We start from the raw sequence: 20,607 nt of genomic DNA, 5'->3' as shown, positions 1-20,607 counted from the left end.
CGAGAATAGATGAGAAGACGCCATCGCACGTGTTTGAACGGTATTACCCGGACCCGTACTGAAGAAGGGATATCGTTTAGTAAAAGCAAAAAAACACCCTTAGATCTCGAGGGAGGGATGAAGGGTGTTTGTTTTTCTTTTCTGAAATTTTTTCGCAAAGAAAAACAGGCGTATGGATGGAAAGTGTAAAAGGACGGATGATTTGCTGTAGTACTTTAACCGTTACGCACGGGATTCCGCCATTTCGGGCTGATCACCTTGTTTTGGAACGGGATTGTTCCATTTCCACATTTCGATTTCTTCTTTGACGAAACGGTAGGCGGCATATGCGATCAGGGAGAATACCAGGCTGAGGATACCGATTTCCAGAAGGAACATGGGAGAACCATCACCTTTCGTTCGTTTGGCCTAATCGTAACACAGAGGTTTTACAGCTTTATTGAGAGAGTGTTAAGAGGTTTTTATCCTTTTGTTGATCCGGCATATAGGATTAGGATGGCCTTTTGGCCCTTACGGTAATCATTACCCCTTTCATTATTCCAATTGTCTAAATATACTGTTGATAGGGGGGATTTTGCATAGGGTGAATCGAAGCAGTGTCTATTGATGGAGAGGGGGAATTGTGTGAGCGCTTCCATTGGAGGTAAATGTGCCGGCTTGGTCGCGGATATTCAGGAAATCGGCAGACGTTTGCACAACAAGGGATTCGTCGCAGCCAACAACGGAACGATCAGTGTCCGGTTGGGGGCGGATCGTTTTCTGATTACTGCCAGCGGAGTGAGCAAAGGGTATTTGACCGCTGAGGATTTGGTAGTGATCGACGGAGACGGACGGGTGCTGGAAGGAGAGGCAAAGCCGTCTTCGGAATACCGGATGCATTTGGGGATTTACCGGGAGAGGGAGGATGTGCATGCAGTGGTTCATGCCCATCCGCCTACTGCGACAGCCTTTACGGTAGCCGGTCTGTCCATGATGGATCCCGTATTGCCGGAGATGGTGGTTTTCCTGGGAGGAGTGCCTACTGTTCCCTTTGCCGTCCCAGGTACGGAGGATTTATCAGAAAAGATACGGCCCTACTTAGCGAAACATGACGCATTGCTTTTGGAAAATAATGGAGCAGTTACGATAGGGAGCCAGTTATTTGAAGCCTATTACCGGATGGAATCCGTGGAAATGACGGCCCAGATTCGGTGTATAGCCCGAGGATTGGGGGAGGAACGCAAGCTGTCCCGGGATGAAGTACGCCAGCTGATCGCGTCCCGAACCGCATTTCAGCTGACCGGACGCCATCCTGGCCAAGATTTGTTGAAACCGGGGATTATCGAACCGACCGAGAAATCCAAAGAACCGGGTGAAGGGTCGCCGGAAGTTCTGGGGTTGTATTTGGATTATTTGTGATTCTCTCAAGGGTTGTTTTGAGGAGAAAAACTTTCTGCTGTCCATGCAATAGGAGGTGATTCCCATTTCCATGCGAAATGTGCTGCCCCCGCCCGCTCACAGCGGTGATGAGCGTTAACGCGGGCGGGTCGAGCTGATAATCGTCGATCCCGCCTGACTATCCGAGGGGGGATCGAAATTGGATAAAGGACTGCGTTGGGTTTGTTTGGGAGCGATCCTGTGGGGGACAGCCGGTCTGTCGGCCAAGTGGTTGATCGATCAGACAGGGATGGACCCTTTGGCGATAGGGGCTTGGCGGCTGTTGTTAAGCTCCCCGATATTGTTGGCGGGAGCCTTTTGGGAATCGAAGCGTCGGCGTCTGCCATCTGCCCCGCCGATCGGACGGAACCGATGGGGGATTCTGCTGTTTGGAGCCGCCGTAGCAGGGTATCAGGCGGGGTACTTTTCGGCGGTAAAACAGACGATGGTATCCACCGCCACCTTGTTGGCTGTATGTACGGCTCCGTTGTTGGTAGCTGTGGTCGCCCGGACTTTGCTGAAGGAACGGTGGAGTCAGGGGACTGTCCCGGCGCTGGCATTGGGCGTAAGCGGTTCGGCCCTCCTGATCGGCATCGGGGGGCTGGCCGGGCTGGCAGATCCCCGGTATTGGGCAGGTAACGTCTTGGCTTTGGGGGCGGCGGTCTGCTATGGGGGATATACCTTGATCGGGAAAAAGCTCATCGGGGAACTGGCACCCTTGAAGGTTATCGGATGGTCTTTTTCAGCAGGGGCTGTCCTATCGTTGCCGGCGTTGGAACTGCCTCCTTTGACACATCCCGCAGCATGGCTGGCGTTATTGTATCTCGGCTGGGTTCCTACGGGTTTGGCTTATATGTTGTACATTCAGGGACTGCGGCATACGACGGCTACCCGTGCTTCCGTCGGAGCTTTGCTGGAACCGTTGACAGCTACGGTCCTGGCGGTGTGGCTGCTGGGAGAACGGTTAGGAAAGTGGGAATGGCTGGGAGCGGCTCTGTTGCTGTCTTCCCTGTTTATTCTATCCCGGCCTTCTCGGGAGAAGTTTTCTCAACAGGCAAGCAAAGCGTAATCGTGTTGTTTAGCTTGGAGAATCTTGCAACGTAAAAGGGTTACCATGAAACTCCTCCAAACGAAGCCGTTTACTTTTTGCCTGAAAATGGGTATAACAGAAATAGGTACGTAAAGTACCGAAATATTTGTCAAATCTCCCTTGAAGGAGGCATTCTCTTTGGCCTACGTAATCACTTCTCCGTGCAAGGATGAAAAAGCGGCCGAATGCGTAGAAGTCTGTCCGGTGGACTGTATCCATGGAGATGACGAAATGTACTACATCGACCCGGATACCTGTATTGAATGCGGGGCATGTGAACCCGTCTGTCCGGTTGAAGCCATTTACCAGCAGGATCTGGTGCCAGATGAGGAAAAAGAATACATTGAGATCAACGCCAACTTCTATAAGTGAGGTTGCTGACAAAGTCCTACGGTAGGTTTGTCATCCAGTCCGGAGCGCGAAGCTCCGGTTTTTTTATGAGAGGAGTGTCCTTTAGTTTCCATCTCCGTCGGTAAATAAATTGAAAAGTGAAAGTGCAATTTAAAATTAAGACCATGATGGAAGGGGGGAAATGATATGCCTCGTCAAAGCAATCGTCTGTTGGTTCCTGGTTGTGCTCAAGCCATCAACCAAATGAAGACGGAAATCGCTGGTGAGTTTGGTGTCCAATTGGGAGCCAATACCACTTCCCGTGCCAACGGCTCTGTTGGTGGTGAAATCACCAAACGTTTGGTTTTCATGTCTGAATCCGGTATCTAAACAACGGATGGTAAAGTCGACCCTCGGGATATCCGGGGGTTGATTCTTTTGCGGGTTCCCTGTTTTCAAAATAAACAGGCAGATGCGGTTTTTTAAAAAACTTCGTGAAGGCCCCTTGACGAAAGAGGGGATTGGATCAATAATGATAGATGAAAAGGTTGTAGTCGTCCTAGGACAATGGATGTTGGTTTGGAACAATGGAATAATGGGATCTCTGCCTATCCGAGATGGAGAGGTTTTTTTCTACCCACTAAATGAATGACTATTCATTCAACACCTGTCCCTCTGTCACACCTTGGATGGTACATACGAGAGGAGGAGTTGGCTATGTCGAAGATCATGCAAGCGGCACCGAATACCCAACGAGCGGTGCCCAAGATCAAGCAGGCCGCCGTAATCGGTGCAGGCGTCATGGGTGCGGCGATTGCCGGCCATCTTGCCAATGTGGGAATCCGGACAACCTTATTGGACATTGTTCCCAGGGAACTGTCGGACAAGGAGAAAGCCAAGGGCTTAACCCTGGAAGACCGCGCAGTTCGCAACCGTTTGGCCCAGGCGGGGAAAGACCGGTTGCAGAAAGAGAAACCGTCCCCTTTGTATCACAAGCGGGTGGCGGATTTGATCACTGTCGGCAACCTGGAAGATGATCTGGACCGTTTGAAAGAAGCGGACTGGATCATTGAAGCTGTTGTGGAAAACCTGCAGATTAAACAATCCCTCTTTTCACAAATTGAAAAGGTGTGGACACCTGGAACGGTGGTAAGCTCCAACACTTCGGGGATCTCCATCGAAAAGATGGTATCCGGTTGTTCCGAAGATTTCCGGAGCCATTTTCTCGGCACGCACTTCTTTAACCCGCCCCGGTATATGAAGCTGTTGGAGATTATCCCGACTTCAGATACCAAACCCGAGATTGTGGACGAAATGAAAGCGTTTGCTGAGTCGGTGCTGGGGAAAGGCGTCGTGCTGGCCAAAGATACACCCAACTTCATTGCCAACCGGATCGGGGTATACGGTTTGCTGATCACGCTGCAAAAAATGATGGAAGAGGGCTTGGGACCGGATGAAGTGGATGCAGTTACCGGTCGGGCTATGGGACGGCCCAAAAGCGCCACTTTCCGCACCCTGGATCTAGTGGGACTGGACACCTTTGTCCATGTGGCTGACAACGTTCGGGAAAACGTGGACGATCCGGAAGAGCAAAAAGCCTTTGAAGTGCCGGAAGTGCTCCGCAAAATGGTGGCAAACGGCTGGCTGGGCACCAAGAGCGACCAAGGCTTCTTTAAGAAAGTCAAGGGGGAAAAGGGTAAGGAAATTCATGCCCTCGATCTTCAGACCATGGAGTATCGTCCCCGCAAAAAGCTGAAAGCGCCGTCCCTGGAGATGGCCAAGCGGGCCAAGTCCTTGCCGGAACAGTTGAAAGCCCTTGTCTATGCCAAGGACCCGGCCGGAGAACTGGCCTGGTACATTACCAAAAAAGTGCTCCTGTACTCCGCGGCGCGGATTCCGGAAATCGCCGACGATATCGTCAGTGTGGACCGGGCGATGAAATGGGGATTCAACTGGGAATTGGGTCCCTTCGAAATATGGGACGCCATCGGGGTGGAAAAATCCGTTGCCCGCATGCGGGAAGAAGGCGAGACGATCCCGCTGCTGGTGGAAGAGCTGTTGGCTTCCGGAGCCAAGTCCTTCTATGAAAAATCCCCGATGGAGGTGAAGGCTTTCCAGATCGGCGGTCGGTTCAGCGAAGTGGAAGAGCACGAAAAAGTGATCTCCCTGGCTCAATTGAAAGAGCAAGGAAAAGTGATTCACTCTAACCGCGGTGCCAGCTTGATCGACATCGGCGATGATGTAGCCTGTTTGGAGTTCCACTCTCCCAAAAACGCCATTGCCGGCGATATCATTCAGATGATCAACACCGCTGTAAAAGAAGTTTCCGCCAACTACCGTGGATTGGTGATCGGAAACCAGGGCGGCAACTTCTGTGTCGGTGCCAACCTGATGCTCATTTTAATGGAAGCGCAGGATCAAAACTGGCCGGAGCTGGACCTAATGGTGCGCCAATTCCAGAAAACGATGGGTTCGCTGCGTTATATGGATAAACCGGTGGTCGCCGCGCCTTTCGCTATGACTTTGGGCGGCGGAGTGGAAATTTCTCTCCCTTGTGACCGTATCCAAGCGGCGGCAGAAACCTATATGGGACTGGTGGAACCGGGTGTGGGCCTGATTCCGGGCGGCGGAGGCAACAAAGAGATGCTGATCCGCTGGACGGAAGGCATCGATCCCAAAGACACGATGGCGTTGCGGTCCGTTGTAAACAAAATCTTTGAAATCATCGGAACAGCTAAAGTGGCTACCAGCGCCATGGAAGCCAAGGAATACAAATTCATCCGGGAATACGACGGCATTACCATCAACCAGGACCACCTGATTTATGACGCTAAGCAAGTGGTGCTGGCTCTGGAAAAAGCGGGGTACCGTCCGCCGCTGCCGAAGAAGATCCCGGTGGTGGGCGAAACGGGCTACAACACCCTGCGATTGGGTGCCTACGGATTGCTCCAATCCGGCTACATCTCCGATCACGATTACAAAATCGCCACCAAGCTGGCCTATGTGCTCGCCGGCGGTACATTGCCGGAAGGAACACTGGTGGATGAACAGTATCTTCTGGACATCGAGCGGGAGGCCTTCCTGAGCTTGGCGGGTGAACCCAAGTCCCAGCAACGGATGCAATATATGTTGGCCAAAAACAAACCTCTGCGCAACTGATGTGAAACTACACCCCCGAAGGAGGAGAGATCCATGCGCGAAGCAGTGATCGTGGCCGGCGCCCGTACCGCGGTGGGCAAGGCGCGCCGCGGTTCCCTCAGAAACACTCGGCCGGATGATTTGGGCGCTGCCGTTGTGAAGGAATTGTTGAATCGGGTGCCGCAACTGGACCCCAAAGAAGTGGAGGACGTGGTCATGGGGTGTGCGTTCCCCGAAGGAGAACAGGGCATGAACGTTGCCCGGGTAATCGCCATGCGGGCGGGTCTTCCCACTGACGTGCCGGGGATGACTGTGAACCGGTTTTGCGCTTCGGGTTTGCAAACCATCGCCATTGCGGCGGAGAAAGTGATGAGCGGCATGGCGGACACCGTCATTGCCGGCGGAGTGGAATCCATGAGCCTGGTGCCGATGGGTGGAGCCAAACCGGCGCCGAATCCGTACCTGATGGATCATATGCCGGAAGTATATATGTCCATGGGGCACACAGCGGAAGAAGTGGCGAAGCGCTTCGGTGTCTCCCGGGAGGACCAGGACCAGTTCGCCCTGCGCAGCCATCAAAATGCCGCCCGTGCCATTCAGGAAGGCAAGTTCAAAGAAGAAATCGTTCCGGTCCATGTGAAAGAGCGCTATATCGGTTCGGACGGCAAGCTGAAGGAGAAAGAGTTTGTCTTTGATACCGATGAAGGTCCTCGGCCGGATACCTCTTTGGAAAAGTTGGCCCAACTGAAGCCGGTCTTCCGGGTGGGCGGTTCCGTTACGGCGGGGAACTCCTCTCAGACGAGTGACGGCGCCGCAGGCGTTATCGTGATGTCCCGGGAAAAAGCGGAGGCCTTGGGCATTGAACCGATCGCCGTCTTCCGCTCCTTTGCCCTCGGCGGGGTGGATCCGGACATCATGGGAGTCGGTCCGGTGGTGGCGGTGCCAAAAGCCTTGGAAAAAGCCGGAATCACTCTGGATCAGATCGACTTGGTGGAGCTGAACGAAGCGTTTGCTTCTCAATCCATCGAAGTGATTCGCCGACTGGAGATCAACCCGGACATCGTCAACGTCAACGGCGGGGCCATCGCCTTGGGTCACCCGCTGGGGTGCTCCGGTGCCAAGCTGACTGTCAGCATCTTGAATGAGCTGAAACGCCGCGGCGGTAAATACGGTTTGGTCACGATGTGTATTGGCGGCGGCATGGGTGCGGCAGGGGTCGTCGAAATGTGCGGATAAGCCAGCGGGAAAACCAAAGGGCTCTGCTGCTGATAAAGTTTCCCATGCCCGAGCAGCGATTTTTGACGACGAACTCGGCGACACGAGAGAAAACGGGACAAAAAAGCGGCACATAGCACGACCTGGGACCTTGGGGTCAAGGCGTACCCCGCTTTGTGCCGCGTCTCGTGGAATCTCTTGGAGCGGACCGTAGGGACTTCTGCGTCGGAGGAAAGGGACCGAGGGCAAAAGAGTCGAAGCCATCCTATAGGTTTGGCATCACGGTATGTTGCTTTGTTAAAAAGAAGCAAGGCAAATTTATCAAGCCGGATTGCGGCGATAAGCGCACGAAGGAGGATTCGGAAGATGGCTGAAGAAAAAACGATCACCAAAGGCGGCAGCTTCCTGATCGAAGATCACTCCCCGGAGGAGATTTTCACCCCGGAAGAGATCAATGAAGAGCAAAAGATGATTGCCAAGACCACCGAAGATTTCGTCAAAGATAAAGTGTGGCCGGTGTTGGGAGAAATCGAGCAGCACAATTTTGATCACAGTGTCCGTCTGTTGAAGGAAGCTGGTGAGTTGGGCCTGTTGGGAGCCGACGTTCCGGAAAATTACGGGGGACTGGGCTTGGACAAAATCAGTTCCACCCTCATTACGGAAAAGATTTCGTTGGGCCGTTCCTTTGCTTTGAGCCACGGGGCTCACGTGGGGATCGGGACGCTGCCGATTGTCTTTTTCGGTACCGATGAGCAAAAGAAAAAGTATTTGCCGGCTCTGGCCACAGGAGAAAAATTCGCTGCCTATGCTTTGACGGAACCGGGTTCCGGGTCGGACGCCCTGGGGGCCAAAACCGTCGCCAAACTGTCCGCAGACGGCAAATACTATCTCCTCACCGGGGGAAAACAGTGGATCACCAACTCGGCTTTTGCTGATGTATTTGTGGTTTATGCCAAAGTGGACGGGGACAAATTTACCGCTTTCATCGTAGAGAGAGAATTCCCGGGGGTTTCTACCGGTCCGGAAGAAAAGAAAATGGGAATCAAGGGCTCTTCCACCCGAACACTCATCCTGGAAGAAGCTCGGGTGCCGGTGGAAAATGTGTTGGGTGAAATCGGAAAAGGGCACCTGATCGCTTTCAACATCCTGAATATCGGACGGTACAAACTGGGGGCGGGTTGTATGGGCTCCGCCAAGCGGGCCATTGAGATTTCCGCCAAATACGCCAATGAGCGGACCCAGTTCAAGACCCCGATTGCTAAGTTTCCGTTGATTCAGGAGAAGCTGGCTACCATGGCCGCCAAAACCTATGCTTTGGAAAGCGCCATCTACCGGACTGCCGGGCTGTTTGAAAAGGGGCTGGCTCACCTGGACAATGCGGAAGGCGCAGAAGCAGCCAAAGCGATCGCCGAGTATGCGTTGGAGTGCTCCATTACCAAAGTCTTCGGTTCCGAAGTGCTGGACTACGTGGTGGACGAAGGCGTGCAGATCCACGGCGGTTACGGCTTCATGCAAGAGTATGAGATTGAAAATATGTACCGGGATTCCCGGATCAACCGAATCTTTGAGGGAACCAACGAAATCAACCGCCTCCTGATTCCGGCTACCCTGATGCGCAAAGTGATGAAAGGCGAACTGCCGGTGATGGAGAAAGCGGCCGGATTGCAGGAAGAACTTCTGATGTACATGCCGACCCTGCCGGAAGAAGCGCCGGCTCCGTTGGAAGAAGAAGCGAAGCTGATCGACAACGCGAAGAAGATTTTCCTCATGACTGCCGGTCTGGCTGTCGAAAAGTATCAGATGGAACTGGAAAAGCAGCAAGAGATCTTGCGGGATGTCGCCGATATCGCCATTGAGATCTTCGCCATGGAAAGTGCTCTGCTGCGGGCCAAAAAGTCCTTGGAGAAGGATGGACTGGAAAAAGCTCAAGCCAAGATCGATCTGACCACCGCTTATGTATACGAAGCCTTTCCGCGAATCGAGCAAAAGGCGAAACACACCCTCTCCGCTATGGAAGAAGGGGACACCTTGCGCACGCAGCTTTCCATCCTGAAGAAGCTGACCCGCTTCGAGCCGATCAACGAGGTGAAGCTGAAGCGGACCATCGCCAAGCGCGTATTGGGAGAAGAGAAATACGTGGTGTAATTTCTTTATAAAAAAAGCATCGCCCCCACCGCCCGCCGGAACGCCCGGCGGGCGGCTGTTGTTTTTAATTAAAAAGATTGAATTCATCCAGTCCTTTTGCCTCTGCCTCATCAAAGAGGGTATTATCGAAATAAAAAGCCCCTTTAGGGAAAGAGACTGCTGACAAAGTTTCTCGAAATGAGCTGAGGAACTCTTTTGCCCGAGCAGCGACTTTTGACGACGAACTTAGCGACAAGAGAGGAGATGAGACAAAAAGCGGCGCATAGCACGACCTGGGAGCTTGCGACCAAGGCGTGACGTGTGCCCTGTGGGTACTTGTACTTTTTGAGTGCACTCCGCATTGTGCCGCGTCTCGTTGAATCTCGGAGGAAAGGGAGCAATGGGCAAAAGAGTCGAATCTATCATAAAAATTTGTCATCTTCTGCCCTTTGGGGCAAAGGCGCAGAGGGCTCAATTTTCTCTCATGGATTGTGAAGAGGAGGTTGGTTTCAGTCGTGTGTACAACAAGTGATATAACTCTCCGTAAAAAAGGTATTGAACACTGCTGAGCAACCCTGAAATAAAGTAGTCAATAGCATCGAAGGCGGTCAGGTAATCCCCGGACGAAGCTTCCGCCAAATCGTAGATGAACGTGATGAAGCTCCACAAAGCGGAAAAGATGGCTATCCCCCAAAAGATGTAACGGATTTTCGCCAACATGTTCACCCTCCTTCCTTCTCACCTTATGCGGGATACGACCGGTTTAGGTGTGGCTGGGACAAGAAAAAATTTTGCGATGGGAAGCTTTTTCGTTTTCCATTTTCAGGGTTGCGAAAGTTTTGCAAATGGGGTTAAAATTAAATTCAATATTTTTGTAGATTGGGACGGATATTGGTTCATCTGCAGAGGAGGATGCGGCTTGAATGGACGGATGATGGTGCAGATGGTGATGGTGGCGTTATTTTGGGCGGGAGTTTTTCCCATCGGTCAGTGGACCGTTCATACGATCCACCCGGTGTTGGTTGCCTTTTATCGGTTTGTCTTAACCGCTGTGTGCCTGATAGTTCTGCTGCGAATCCGGGAGCCGGATACCTGGAAGATCGGGAAAGAAGAGTGGATTCCGTTCCTATTGCTGGGTGCTACGGGGATTTTCGCATACAACTGTTTTTTCTTTTTTGGGCTGAAGTGGGCAGGAGCGGTTAAATCTTCGGTCATCATTGCTTCCGTTCCGATGGTAACCGCTGTGCTTAGTGTCTGGCTGTTTCGGGAACGATTGACTCTCCTGCAGTTGGTCGGAGTGCTGCTCTCTTTTTGCGGAGTTGTCACGGTGGTAACGGAGGGGCACTTGCAAACGCTGGGTCATTTGTCCTTGGGGGACCTCTGTGTGTTCGGCGCTGTCGCTTCATGGACCGCATATACTTTGTTGGGCAAGCGTTGGATGACTACAGTGTCCCCGTTAAAAGCGACGGCTTACGCTTCCCTGTTCGGCAGCGGGATGCTGGCGCCCTTTGCTTGGATCATGTCAGGCAGTTGGAAGGTTCCTCCAACGGCAACCTGGCTCCATGGAGCAACCATCGTGTATATGGCTTTGTTCGCCACGGTGCTTGCCTTTGTGTGGTGGAATGACGGTGTCCGGCAGTTGGGGGCGGGACGTGCGGCCATCTTTTTAAATTTGGTTCCCGTGTTTGCTCTGACTATTTCCACAGTTTCCGGTCATCCGCTGCTGCCTGTGCATGTGGCCGGGGCTGTGCTGGTGATTACCGGGGTGAGCATGACGACGCTGTTGAAAAAAGAGGAAGCGGTAGGAGAAAGCCGCCCAGTCTAAAGATTTGTTTTTCCATCGTTGGAAGAAAAGGCGCGCCAGGTATTATTTTCTGAACAAGGCAAGGGTAAAAAAGAATCCGGAGGCTCCTGGAGGTGGAGGGATGATTCACCGGATCGTGGGCTGGTGGCTGACGCTGATTTTGGGGCTGCCGATGGCAGCGGCACTGGTGTACGTGGCGGCATATCAGGGGCTGTTGGATTCAAAGGAGTTCTATCCATTCTGGTTGGGAGAAGTTTTTTTCTACATGGCGTTGCCGATGGTGGCATTGACTGCTGTCCGGATTCATTGGGGGAAACGGAATCCGATCGCCTACTGGTTACTGTCGGTGGTGTTGATCGGGGCGATGGGATTCATGGGCTGGCAGAATTGGAAGAAAAACATCGGTGTTGTGGATAAAGTTACCTTGTATCCCATGGGGGTGGCGGGAACAGAGCTGTTGACCCAGGAGAAAACCACCTATCGCATTCCTTACTATCCACTAAACACGGAGCGGGTATTGGAAACGATCCGTACAGGGAAGGGAGTGGAGGTGTACCGGGTTCGGGACAAGCCGATTATCCTTGCTTTTAGAGACCCGGCCTTTTCCGGATATACACCGGAGCAGCGGCTGATCAATCTCGCCATCGGATTGTTGGCCGCCCTGGTATTTGCGGTATTTTTCTGGATAGTCGCAGGAGTTTGGTGGAAATCGGTGTCCGTTGGTGAACGAGAGATTGTGTTGCGAAATTGGGGGAGGCGGACCTATATTCCGCTGGCCGACGTCATTCACGTGTGGATTCGAAAAGATGAAGAAGAAATATGGGTGGAAACGGATCCGGCAGCGTGGGTGTTTCCCTATGACGCCGATACGTCCCGTTTAATGGCTGCAGTAGCGGAGCGGGAAGGGCTGGATGAGCTGAAACCGAAAGAACGATGGGTACGGCGTGTGAAATGGGATGAGGTGCGTCTTTATGAAAATCACCTTCGGTTGATACGCGGGGAGCAGGAACGGCGGTTGTCGTATGGGGAAATCGAAGAGATCCATTGGGACGGCCTCCTTCACATCCTGTTGCGGGATGAGGAAGAGGATATCTTGATAACGGATGATCGATATACCGACTGGATGTGGTTTGATGAGCTGGCCGCTCTGGTCTCGGCTGTATGGGAGCAGGAAGGAAAGGGCTATATGAAAGAGGTGGATCCGGAAAGCGGAAGCATCTCTTTCGCGGTTACTTTGTTGGAGGAAGGCGGAGGGGGGCATTCGTTGGGCCGAAGGTTGTGAAGGAGCGGGGATCCTCTTAACTCCGGTTGCGAAAGACCCGTTCCACCAGGCGCCGCATCCAATCACGGGGCAGGATGCGGGGGAGGCATACGGCCAATTGGTTGGCCCAACCGGTTACCACAACAGGCCGTCCCCGCTCCCAGGCACGCAATCCTCGTTCGGCCACTTCCCGCGCTGCCATGGGCGCATGCTGCCGAATACCCGTTTTTTGAGCGAATTCACTCTGCGTGCTGCCGGGACACACGGCGGTGATCCGTACCCGGGAGTGTTTCAGCTCAGCGGCCAGTGCTTCACTGTAGTGGAGGACGAAGGCTTTGGTTGCTCCGTATCCCGCCATGTAGGGCGTAGGCAAAAAGGAAGAAGTGGATGCCACCTGGATGATGCCCCCGTCGTTTCGTTCGATCATTTGGGGCAGAGCCGCCCGGGTCAAGGAGACGAGCGCGTTCACATTGAGCCGGATCATCGATTGCTCCTGTTCCGGATCGGTTGCCGCTACGGGACCGTACAATCCGAACCCCGCATTGTTGATAACAAGGTGCACGGTCCGGTGCTGAATGGCTTCCACGGTTCGCTGCAAATCCACCTCTTGGGTGAGGTCGGCGGGAAACGATTCGGCCGTCCCGCCCATATCCCGGATGCGGCCGGCAATCTCCTGCAAACGTTTTTCTCTTCGGGCGGTCAGCACCACATGATATCCTTTTTCGGACAACAAGAAGGCAAACGCCTCACCGATGCCGGAAGAGGCGCCGGTAATCCATGCTGTCGGCAATACACATTCCTCCTATTCCCACGTCTGATCCAGCTTGTCCGCATAAAAGGAGAGGGCGCGTCGGTACTTCAAAATCGAGGGGTCCTGCGTGGTTTCCAGCAACTGATTCAACAAGATTTCCACTGCTTGGTCGGCTTTTCCTCGATTGTACAAGGCCAAAGCGAGAAAGACTCGCATCCCGCGATCCTCCGGAAACAGGGCACATCCTTGGCGCAACGTCGTGACTGCTTCTTCATAGCGCCCCAGACATCGATAGGTGCTGCCCAATCCCAGATACGCTTCTTGCAAATCTTCTCTTTCAAGGCCCTGATCGATGGCCTGTTGATAATAGGGGACTGCTTTCTTTTCCTGACCGAGGCTGTCGCATACAAAAGCGGATTCCAACAGCACCGTCGCATTGTCGGGAAATTGAAGCCGTAGCTGTTCCAGCAATTCGTTTGCTTCTTCCAACTGACCACTGATCCGCAGCTGTCGGGCTCGTTCCAAGTTCAATGCCGGACGACTCCTTTGTCAACGGGCATCCACGCCCGTTGGTTAGTCCTTGAAAAAACTCTTCAGCACAAACAGTGCGTTGGCCGGGCGTTCCGCAATCCGGCGGGTAAAGTAAGGATACCAGTCTTTTCCGTACGGTGTATAGACCCGCACCTTGTACCCCTCCGCTGCCAGTGTGCGCTGCAATCCGCTGCGGATTCCGTACAACATTTGAAACTCGTAAAGGTCGTCGGGGATATCGTTTTCTTTGACGAAGGTCTTGGTCCACTCGACGATGTTTTCATCATGGGTGGCTACGGCGGTATAGCAGCCGTTTGTCAGATGCATTTCCACCAGGCGGAGGTAGGCGTGATCCACCACTTTTTTATCCGGGTAAGCCACTTTTTTGGGCTCTTTGTATGCACCTTTGACGATCCGCAGGTTGGCACCCAGTTTGCCCAGTTCCTGAACGTCTTCTTCGGAACGGTAGAGATAGGATTGAATCACCAGCCCGATATGCTCCTTGCCGTACTTTTGCAGTAAATGTTTAAATATATCGATGGTAACATCCACACGAGGAGAGTCTTCCATATCGATCCGAACGAAGTTGTTTTTTTCCTTTGCTTTGGCAGTGATGCGATCCATGTTTTCCAGGCAGAATTCCCGGTCGATGTCCAGCCCCAATTGGGTTAGCTTCACCGACACATTGGAATCCAGCCCCTGTTCCGCGATAGCGTCATAGGTCGTGATGGCGGCTTGGGCAGCGGCCCGCGCCTCATCGGGTGTGGTGATGCTTTCTCCCAGCAAGTCCAAGGTGACGGCTAACCCATCGTGGTTCAGTTTTTTGACCATCTCCAGGGTTTCTTGCAAATTTTCCCCCGCTATAAAACGGGAGGCACCCAGCTTCATGCCGTATTTGGATACCAGCCGGTTGACCAAAGGATTTGAAGATATGGTAAGAACTGCTTTGCGTATGAATGACATCGGCCATCCCTCTCCATCATGCAGATGTACCTTTAGGCTAGGGCGTGTCTGATCATTTGTTATAGGGGTCCGGTGTCGCCGTCTCCGATCTCTTGCAAAAAGCGCATAGCGAGACCAGGGAGCGGAGCGACCTTGGCGAGACTTGTACTTTGTGAGTGCAAAGGATCTTCGCCGATCACACCGACCTCCCCATCTATCGAAGAAGCTTGAATTAACAGACACGCCCTAGGGACCATCGTCGATATCCCCTTCAGATTCCCCTGTTGTATGGATAAATCGCTTTCATTATACATTACTTTTCGAAAAGGGGAGTACCATTCCTTTTATGTTATGCAAGATGGCTCTGCTTGGTAATCCCAGAAAAAATGATCGATTCCACGACTCGATAAAAAGGATTCGAAAAATTTGAAGGTTTCTTGCTGCTACGTTACAATGGTGTCGGGTCATCAGGTAATGAAGGAGGCATTTGCAATGGGTGTGACCGAATTTCGCAACGAACCTTTTACTGATTTCTCACAGCAGGAAAACCGGGAAGCCTTTGAGGCCGCACTGAAAAAAGTCCAGGGTCAGCTGGGCCGACACTATGATCTGATCATTGGCGGGGAGAACATCGCCACCGAGTCCAAGATCCAATCGATTAATCCTTCCGATGTGGATGAAGTGATCGGGTATGTGTCCAAAGCGGACAAAGAGCTGGCGGAAAAAGCCATCCAAAAGGCTGCTCAAACCTTTGAATCTTGGAAAGCGGTTTCTCCGGATGCCCGGGCACGTATTCTGTTTAAAGCGGCTGCCATCCTGCGTCGCCGTAAACACGAATTTTCCGCCTGGATGGTTCATGAAGCGGGAAAAAGCTGGCCGGAAGCCGATGCCGATACGGCGGAAGCCATCGATTTCATGGAATATTACGGCCGTGAAATGATCCGGCTGGCCGGTTCGGCCCGCTTGATTCACCATGTCGGGGAAGATAACAACCAATACTATATCCCGCTGGGTGTAGGGATTGTGATTCCGCCGTGGAATTTCCCGCTCGCAATAATGGTGGGTATGACCACTGCCTCCCTCGTTGCCGGGAATACGGTGGTGTTGAAACCGGCCAGCAACACCGCGGTGATCGCCTATCAGTTTATGAAGATTCTTGAAGAAGCCGGCCTGCCGGAAGGTGTGGTCAACTATCTGCCGGGCCCGGGCGGCGAAGTGGGGGAATACCTGGTGCAACATCCGCTGGCCCGCTACATCGCCTTTACCGGATCCCGGGAAGTGGGGCTACGCATCAATGAGCTGGCCGCCAAAACCGCACCGGGTCAAAAATGGATCAAGCGCGTCATCGCCGAAATGGGCGGCAAAAATTCCATCATCGTGGATAAGGATGCGGATCTCGACCTGGCAGCCCAGGAAATCGTCAAGTCTGCTTACGGTTTCTCCGGTCAGAAATGCTCCGCCTGTTCCCGTGCCATCGTCCATCAGGATGTCTATGATGAAGTATTGGAAAAAACAGCAGCCCTGACAAAAGAACTGAAAGTGGGCGAAGCCAAAGAGTTGGGAATCGATCTGGGTCCGGTGACCGATAACAATGCCTTTGAAAAAATTCTGGATTACATCCGGATCGGAAAAGAAGAAGGACGTCTCATCGCCGGCGGGGACAAAGCCAAAGGCAACGGCTATTTTATCCAGCCGACCCTGTTTGCCGATGTGGAACCCGACGCACGGGTGGCTCAGGAGGAAATCTTCGGACCGGTGCTCTCCTTCATCAAGGCGAAGGACTTCGATCACGCATTGGAGATTGCCAACAATACCGAATACGGGTTGACCGGTTCCGTCTTCAGCCGCAACCGTGCCCATCTGGAAAAAGCGCGTACCGAATTCCATGTGGGGAATCTCTATTTTAACCGCAAAAGTACAGGCGCTTTAGTGGGCATTCACCCCTTCGGCGGGTTCAACATGTCCGGTACCGACACCAAAGCAGGTGGCCCCGAGTACCTGTTGCAATTTACCCAAGCCAAAATGGTGTCCGAGATTTTCTGATCGGTATCATAAGAAAAACGCACGGAGCAGCCCGGCTCAGTGCGTTTTTCATCTAATCAATGGGAACTGTGATCGTTGGTATCGTTCATTTCCTTGTCGTCCATGTTGTCCATCGACTTGCCGTCATTCATTTTTTCGCCGTCCATGCTGTCCATCGACTTGCCGTCATTCATTTTTTCGTCGTCCATGTTGTCCATCGACTTACCATCATTCATTTTTTTCTCCATCTTTTGCTCATTAGACGTGCCCATCGTGTCCGAGCACCCTGTCAATAATACATTGACCCCGATCAGCATCGTTGCAATCAGTCCAAGTACTCCCCATTTTTTCATGCTTTTTTCCTCCTATCATGGCGGTGTGGTAACAAGATTCAGCTTAATGGGTAAATCTAACGCCATACGAACAGAATCCTTTCAAAACTATTGCAGTTTCCTATTATTTTTTAAAGGAGGATCAATGGGAAGTCGAAACCAAAATTCGCTGCCTTGTTTCCCATCCGACCTGGTACGGACACCGATACGTCCCCCGTGCAAATCGACAAGCGAACGGGCGATAGCCAAACCGAGGCCGGCTCCGCCTGATTCCCGATTGCGTGATTGATCCGTACGGTAAAACCGCTCAAAAATGCGGGAGCGCTCATGTTCTGGAATGCCCGTGCCCTGGTCGAGCAAACGAATTTCCACCATTTGCTCCTCCGTCAACAGGCGGACGTCCAGCTCAATCAAACCGCCTGGCGGCGAATAACGAATCGCGTTTTGCAGGAGATTGCTGATGATGCGGGCGACTTTATGCGGCATGATGGAAAGGCGGGGCAAATGTCTGTCCACCTCGACGTTCAGGTGCAAGTTTTTTTCGCGCAACAGCAGTTGGTGACTGTCCAGGACATCGATCAACAGCTGATCCAAATATGCGGGAACTGGCTGAAAGGGCTGCTGTCCGGCTTCCAGCAAGGATAACTCGAATAAATCGTTGATCATGGCGCTTAATCGCTTGGTTTCCGAACGGATCGTGAACAGATATTGTTGCAGGATGTCCGGGTCTTGCAAGACGTCATCCTGCAACGCTTCTACAAAGGATTGAATTGAAGCGAGCGGGGTGCGCAAGTCATGCGAGACATTGGCTACCAATTCCCGATGAGCTTTTTCACTTTGTTTAATTTGCGCAATGCTGGCTTGCAATCGTTCGCTCATGACCAAAAAAGAGTGGGCCAATTGGCGAAGTTCCGTCGGGCCGGTAACCTTCTGCTTGCTTTTGATGAATCGATGTTCTGCCATCTGTTCTGTCATCGTGATCAATCGCTTCAGTGAACGTGTGATGGGAATCGTCATGATCCAGTAAGCCGTAACAGAGACCCCCCCGGCCACCAACGTGAAAGCGGTAAGCCACTTTGTTTGTTCCAAGGTTAAGAACATCTTTTGGTAACCGATGACCAAAGCAATTAGCAATAGTAGCATGCTAATGAAATTGATCAGCAACAATTGGCTGCGCAACTTCATACGTTACGGCCTCCCTGCAGGTTCAAAGCGATAGCCAATTCCCCAAACGGTATGAATCCAATACGGTTCAGAAGGATTATCTTCGATTTTTTCCCTTAATCGTCGAATTAGCACAGTCACGACGCTAGTATCCCCGTCATACAACAAACCCCAAACCATATCGAGCAGTTGCATTCTAGAAAAGACTTGTCCTGGCCGTTTGGCCATCAAATAGAGCAATTCAAATTCTTTCAGTGTCAACTCCACCTGTTTTCCATTGACAATGACGCGACGGGAGAGGGGGTCAATCGTCAGGCTCTCAAACGTTAGTACTTTGTCCCCCGTTGTTTCATCCTGTTGCTTTGTCCAATAGCGGCGGCGTAAAATCGCTTTGACCCGCAGCACCAGTTCGCGAGGAGAAAAGGGTTTGGTCAGGTAGTCGTCGGCCCCAATCGTAAGGCCCATCAGTCGATCACGTTCTTCGCCGCGCGCAGTCAGCATGATGATGGGAACATCTGATTCATTCCGTATTTCTTCACATAATGCCCATCCGTCTTTTTTGGGCATCATCAGGTCAAGGATCAGGAGGGAGGGATTTGCCGTTCGGTACATTTTGTATCCCTCTTCGCCGTTTAACGCGGTAAACACCTCATAACCATCCTGCTCCAGATAACGGCGGCAGACATCGATGATGTTGCTGTCGTCATCAACGATGAGAATCCGTGGTTGCATCGTTTTTTTCTACCTCCTCCAGCCACAGGGAATGGTGGGTATTGGCCCAACTCCGTTTGACTTTGCCGCGAATGATCCCCTTAAAAGCATGGCGGGTCGGCGGATGGAGAACGGAAAGGTAGAGATGGCCCATCAATTGGATGCTTATGAGCCAAAAAAGAAGGCGGTGCCAAGAGTAAAGGAATTCTCGGATTTGCTGAGTGATGAAAGGTTGTTTCCAGATCAGAAAACCGGTCACGGCAAGGCCCATCAACCAAATGAGGGTGAACAGGAAATTTAGTTTTTGCCCGCCGTTAAATTTATGGGCGACCTTTGATTTGCCAGTAAGCCACTCTACATCACCAGCACGCCAATGCGTCATTTCCCGTAAAAAGGGCTTGAGCGCAGGAAAGAACATAGTAATAAAGAGGGGCGGGATGACCATCAACGCCAATCCCGCATAGTGATGGAGTGTTCGGACTTGAAAACGCAGACTGCCCAATTGTTCCCTCGATCCATCCGCATACAAGCTTACGCCGGTAATCAACAACGTTAACACCAATAGCGCAGTGATCCAGTGCAATATCCGTTCTGCTAGGTTAAAACGTTGTACCCATTTCATCGTGGGGGAGTCACCCCATCCACATTATAACCGTATTGTTCCCAATAGCCTAAGTGCTGGTGATCGGTAAACTCAATCCGGTGAAGCCATTTGGCTCCTTTATAACCGTACATGCGCGGGATGATGACGCGCAGCGGAAAACCTTGCTGTCTGGGCAAGGGTTTTCCGTACAAGCCATAAGCCAGCAATGTTTCGTCTTCCGCCGCTTCGTCAAGGGACAGGCTTTCAGTATACACCCCTCCCAGCGAGTAAAAGGTGAGATGGGTGGCGGTCGGTTTCGGCTTGACGGTTTCGAGCAATTCTTTCATCTTGATGCCAGTCCAACGTACATTTTTGACACCCCAGCCCTCAACGCAGTGAAAGTCGGATATTTGCTCCACTTCGGTAAGGGATTGTTTTAATTCGGAAAATGACCACTTGACCGGTTGCTTGACGAGCCCGTCTACAATAAGGCGGTACTGGTTTAGGTCGACATGGGGCGTTTCTTCCACACTGTTGATACGGAATTTGGTGAACGGTTGAAACGCGGGGGACGATGAAGGAGTAGCGGTGTTAAGAATGTCAAGCGCCCGGCTGGAGCCGAACAGGTAGGTTAAGAAGCCAGTTGTCGACAACCCGGCCAAACCCAGTCCAAACGCTTTTAAAAATCGCCGCCGAGTGATTTTGGGATCTTCAGTCACCATTGGTTGATCACCCTCTTTTTTTTAACAGGATAACAATCAACGGTTGTGCAATTCTTTTAAAAAGCTTGCAAAAGAATTACATTCGAATAAAGAACCCTTGTCCAAATAAAGGCTGAGGACGCTTATGACGATGAAAGAAGACCGATTAAAAAGGTTAGACAAGGACCACTATCTGGTGAAAGTAAATCGAGAAGCTTTTGTGACACGACTCGTTTACGATGCGTACGGTTAAAGACACAGGTTTTTGTAGATGGGAAGGTGATCCGTAATGGATCGCCAAAAGGCTTTTTCACACATTGCACGGAGATGTGCGTGAAAGAAAGCGTTGGAGTATGAATAAGGGGTGTCGGGTAGGGCAGGCCCCTTACGGGGCCGTTCCCCCCTAAGAACGGATCGTGCGAGTTTCCCCGCAATCCGCTCAAGCCTCTCAAACGCCCTGTGAGGGACGCGGCTTTTCAACGGTTAAATTTT

General features: G+C 52.1%; 20 protein-coding genes. 10 read left to right on the top strand and 10 right to left on the bottom strand.

Going from position 1 to position 20,607, the window contains the following annotated elements:
- Positions 1–222: 222 nt before the first annotated feature.
- Entirely contained in the window at positions 223–378 is a 156-nt protein-coding gene (locus tag IEW70_RS00100) for a hypothetical protein (RefSeq protein WP_188645909.1), read from the bottom strand.
- Positions 379–624: 246 nt separating this feature from the next.
- On the opposite strand from IEW70_RS00100, the gene IEW70_RS00095 reads away from it, so the two are divergent.
- The 7 genes from IEW70_RS00095 to IEW70_RS00065 all read left to right on the top strand — a co-directional run bounded on the left by IEW70_RS00095 (position 625) and on the right by IEW70_RS00065 (position 9,334).
- Entirely contained in the window at positions 625–1,398 is a 774-nt protein-coding gene (locus IEW70_RS00095; protein ID WP_229751694.1) for a class II aldolase/adducin family protein, read from the top strand.
- Positions 1,399–1,576: 178 nt separating this feature from the next.
- The gene (locus tag IEW70_RS00090; protein ID WP_188645907.1) at positions 1,577–2,485 is read left to right on the top strand and encodes a DMT family transporter; all 909 of its coding nucleotides are present in this window, start codon (positions 1,577–1,579) and stop codon (positions 2,483–2,485) included.
- Between the two features lie 159 nt (positions 2,486–2,644).
- A complete protein-coding gene (locus IEW70_RS00085) occupies positions 2,645–2,878 on the top strand; it encodes a ferredoxin family protein (RefSeq protein ID WP_188645906.1) in 234 nt (77 codons plus the stop codon).
- A gap of 165 nt (positions 2,879–3,043) precedes the next feature.
- Positions 3,044–3,226, top strand: coding sequence for an alpha/beta-type small acid-soluble spore protein (locus IEW70_RS00080; RefSeq protein ID WP_188645905.1), 183 nt, complete (start codon positions 3,044–3,046; stop codon positions 3,224–3,226).
- Between the two features lie 327 nt (positions 3,227–3,553).
- Positions 3,554–5,995, top strand: coding sequence for a 3-hydroxyacyl-CoA dehydrogenase/enoyl-CoA hydratase family protein (locus IEW70_RS00075; RefSeq protein ID WP_229751692.1), 2,442 nt, complete (start codon positions 3,554–3,556; stop codon positions 5,993–5,995).
- 33 nt (positions 5,996–6,028) lie between these two features.
- Positions 6,029–7,210, top strand: a complete 1,182-nt coding sequence (locus IEW70_RS00070) for an acetyl-CoA C-acetyltransferase (RefSeq protein ID WP_188645904.1) — start codon at positions 6,029–6,031, stop codon at positions 7,208–7,210.
- Positions 7,211–7,555: 345 nt separating this feature from the next.
- Positions 7,556–9,334 (top strand): acyl-CoA dehydrogenase FadE, encoded by a 1,779-nt coding sequence (locus IEW70_RS00065; RefSeq protein WP_188645903.1) that lies wholly within the window; start codon positions 7,556–7,558, stop codon positions 9,332–9,334.
- 450 nt (positions 9,335–9,784) lie between these two features.
- On the opposite strand, the gene IEW70_RS00060 is transcribed toward IEW70_RS00065, so the two are convergent.
- Positions 9,785–10,033, bottom strand: a complete 249-nt coding sequence (locus tag IEW70_RS00060; protein ID WP_188645902.1) for a hypothetical protein — start codon at positions 10,031–10,033, stop codon at positions 9,785–9,787.
- Positions 10,034–10,232: 199 nt separating this feature from the next.
- Between IEW70_RS00060 and IEW70_RS00055 the strand changes: the two genes are divergently transcribed.
- Together IEW70_RS00055 and IEW70_RS00050 are read left to right on the top strand one after the other, a co-directional pair.
- A complete protein-coding gene (locus tag IEW70_RS00055; protein WP_188645901.1) occupies positions 10,233–11,138 on the top strand; it encodes a DMT family transporter in 906 nt (301 codons plus the stop codon).
- A gap of 100 nt (positions 11,139–11,238) precedes the next feature.
- Positions 11,239–12,399: a hypothetical protein gene (locus IEW70_RS00050; RefSeq protein WP_188645900.1), complete on the top strand. Its 1,161-nt coding sequence runs from the start codon at positions 11,239–11,241 to the stop codon at positions 12,397–12,399.
- Between the two features lie 16 nt (positions 12,400–12,415).
- Here IEW70_RS00050 and IEW70_RS00045 read toward each other — a convergent pair whose 3' ends face one another.
- Genes IEW70_RS00045 through IEW70_RS00035 form a run of 3 tightly spaced genes read right to left on the bottom strand, consistent with a single transcriptional unit; the run spans position 12,416 to position 14,623 of the window.
- Entirely contained in the window at positions 12,416–13,168 is a 753-nt protein-coding gene (locus IEW70_RS00045; protein WP_188645899.1) for an SDR family NAD(P)-dependent oxidoreductase, read from the bottom strand.
- A gap of 12 nt (positions 13,169–13,180) precedes the next feature.
- Positions 13,181–13,660 carry a tetratricopeptide repeat protein gene (locus IEW70_RS00040; protein WP_229751690.1) on the bottom strand — a complete coding sequence of 160 codons (480 nt, stop codon included), beginning with the start codon at positions 13,658–13,660 and terminating at the stop codon, positions 13,181–13,183.
- Positions 13,661–13,702: 42 nt separating this feature from the next.
- Positions 13,703–14,623 (bottom strand): proline dehydrogenase family protein, encoded by a 921-nt coding sequence (locus IEW70_RS00035; RefSeq protein ID WP_188645898.1) that lies wholly within the window; start codon positions 14,621–14,623, stop codon positions 13,703–13,705.
- Between the two features lie 471 nt (positions 14,624–15,094).
- On the opposite strand from IEW70_RS00035, the gene pruA reads away from it, so the two are divergent.
- Complete coding sequence (gene pruA / locus IEW70_RS00030) at positions 15,095–16,645, top strand: L-glutamate gamma-semialdehyde dehydrogenase (RefSeq protein ID WP_188645897.1); 1,551 nt, start codon at positions 15,095–15,097, stop codon at positions 16,643–16,645.
- A 56-nt stretch (positions 16,646–16,701) separates the two neighbouring features.
- Here pruA and IEW70_RS00025 read toward each other — a convergent pair whose 3' ends face one another.
- The 5 genes from IEW70_RS00025 to IEW70_RS00005 form a co-directional block, all read right to left on the bottom strand.
- A complete protein-coding gene (locus IEW70_RS00025) occupies positions 16,702–16,977 on the bottom strand; it encodes a hypothetical protein (protein WP_229751688.1) in 276 nt (91 codons plus the stop codon).
- Between the two features lie 87 nt (positions 16,978–17,064).
- Positions 17,065–18,141: a sensor histidine kinase gene (locus IEW70_RS00020; RefSeq protein WP_188645896.1), complete on the bottom strand. Its 1,077-nt coding sequence runs from the start codon at positions 18,139–18,141 to the stop codon at positions 17,065–17,067.
- 3 nt (positions 18,142–18,144) lie between these two features.
- Entirely contained in the window at positions 18,145–18,852 is a 708-nt protein-coding gene (locus IEW70_RS00015; protein WP_188645895.1) for a response regulator transcription factor, read from the bottom strand.
- The gene (locus tag IEW70_RS00010; RefSeq protein WP_188645894.1) at positions 18,827–19,453 is read right to left on the bottom strand and encodes a cytochrome b/b6 domain-containing protein; all 627 of its coding nucleotides are present in this window, start codon (positions 19,451–19,453) and stop codon (positions 18,827–18,829) included. The genes IEW70_RS00015 and IEW70_RS00010 overlap by 26 nt, the downstream gene beginning before the upstream one ends.
- The gene (locus tag IEW70_RS00005) at positions 19,450–20,136 is read right to left on the bottom strand and encodes a molybdopterin-dependent oxidoreductase (RefSeq protein ID WP_188645893.1); all 687 of its coding nucleotides are present in this window, start codon (positions 20,134–20,136) and stop codon (positions 19,450–19,452) included. The genes IEW70_RS00010 and IEW70_RS00005 overlap by 4 nt, the downstream gene beginning before the upstream one ends.
- Positions 20,137–20,607 lie beyond the last annotated feature (471 nt).

Origin of the sequence: Marinithermofilum abyssi, assembly GCF_014641195.1 — a bacterium.
Classification (GTDB): domain Bacteria; phylum Bacillota; class Bacilli; order Thermoactinomycetales; family DSM-45169; genus Marinithermofilum; species Marinithermofilum abyssi.
Note: the sequence above shows the minus strand (reverse complement) of the source record. Positions and strands in the feature narration are given on the sequence as shown.

What these genes read in the sequence shown, in the direction of transcription:
- IEW70_RS00070 (WP_188645904.1), top strand. Translation starts at nt 6,029, where the DNA reads ATGCGCGAAGCAGTGATCGTGGCCGGCGCCCGTACCGCGGTGGGCAAG.
- IEW70_RS00050 (WP_188645900.1), top strand. Translation starts at nt 11,239, where the DNA reads ATGATTCACCGGATCGTGGGCTGGTGGCTGACGCTGATTTTGGGGCTG.
- IEW70_RS00080 (WP_188645905.1), top strand. Translation starts at nt 3,044, where the DNA reads ATGCCTCGTCAAAGCAATCGTCTGTTGGTTCCTGGTTGTGCTCAAGCC.
- IEW70_RS00025 (WP_229751688.1), bottom strand. Translation starts at nt 16,977, where the DNA reads ATGAAAAAATGGGGAGTACTTGGACTGATTGCAACGATGCTGATCGGG.
- IEW70_RS00100 (WP_188645909.1), bottom strand. Translation starts at nt 378, where the DNA reads ATGTTCCTTCTGGAAATCGGTATCCTCAGCCTGGTATTCTCCCTGATC.
- IEW70_RS00035 (WP_188645898.1), bottom strand. Translation starts at nt 14,623, where the DNA reads ATGTCATTCATACGCAAAGCAGTTCTTACCATATCTTCAAATCCTTTG.
- IEW70_RS00020 (WP_188645896.1), bottom strand. Translation starts at nt 18,141, where the DNA reads ATGAAGTTGCGCAGCCAATTGTTGCTGATCAATTTCATTAGCATGCTA.
- IEW70_RS00005 (WP_188645893.1), bottom strand. Translation starts at nt 20,136, where the DNA reads ATGGTGACTGAAGATCCCAAAATCACTCGGCGGCGATTTTTAAAAGCG.
- IEW70_RS00075 (WP_229751692.1), top strand. Translation starts at nt 3,554, where the DNA reads ATGTCGAAGATCATGCAAGCGGCACCGAATACCCAACGAGCGGTGCCC.
- IEW70_RS00015 (WP_188645895.1), bottom strand. Translation starts at nt 18,852, where the DNA reads ATGCAACCACGGATTCTCATCGTTGATGACGACAGCAACATCATCGAT.
- IEW70_RS00065 (WP_188645903.1), top strand. Translation starts at nt 7,556, where the DNA reads ATGGCTGAAGAAAAAACGATCACCAAAGGCGGCAGCTTCCTGATCGAA.
- IEW70_RS00060 (WP_188645902.1), bottom strand. Translation starts at nt 10,033, where the DNA reads ATGTTGGCGAAAATCCGTTACATCTTTTGGGGGATAGCCATCTTTTCC.
- pruA (WP_188645897.1), top strand. Translation starts at nt 15,095, where the DNA reads ATGGGTGTGACCGAATTTCGCAACGAACCTTTTACTGATTTCTCACAG.
- IEW70_RS00010 (WP_188645894.1), bottom strand. Translation starts at nt 19,453, where the DNA reads ATGAAATGGGTACAACGTTTTAACCTAGCAGAACGGATATTGCACTGG.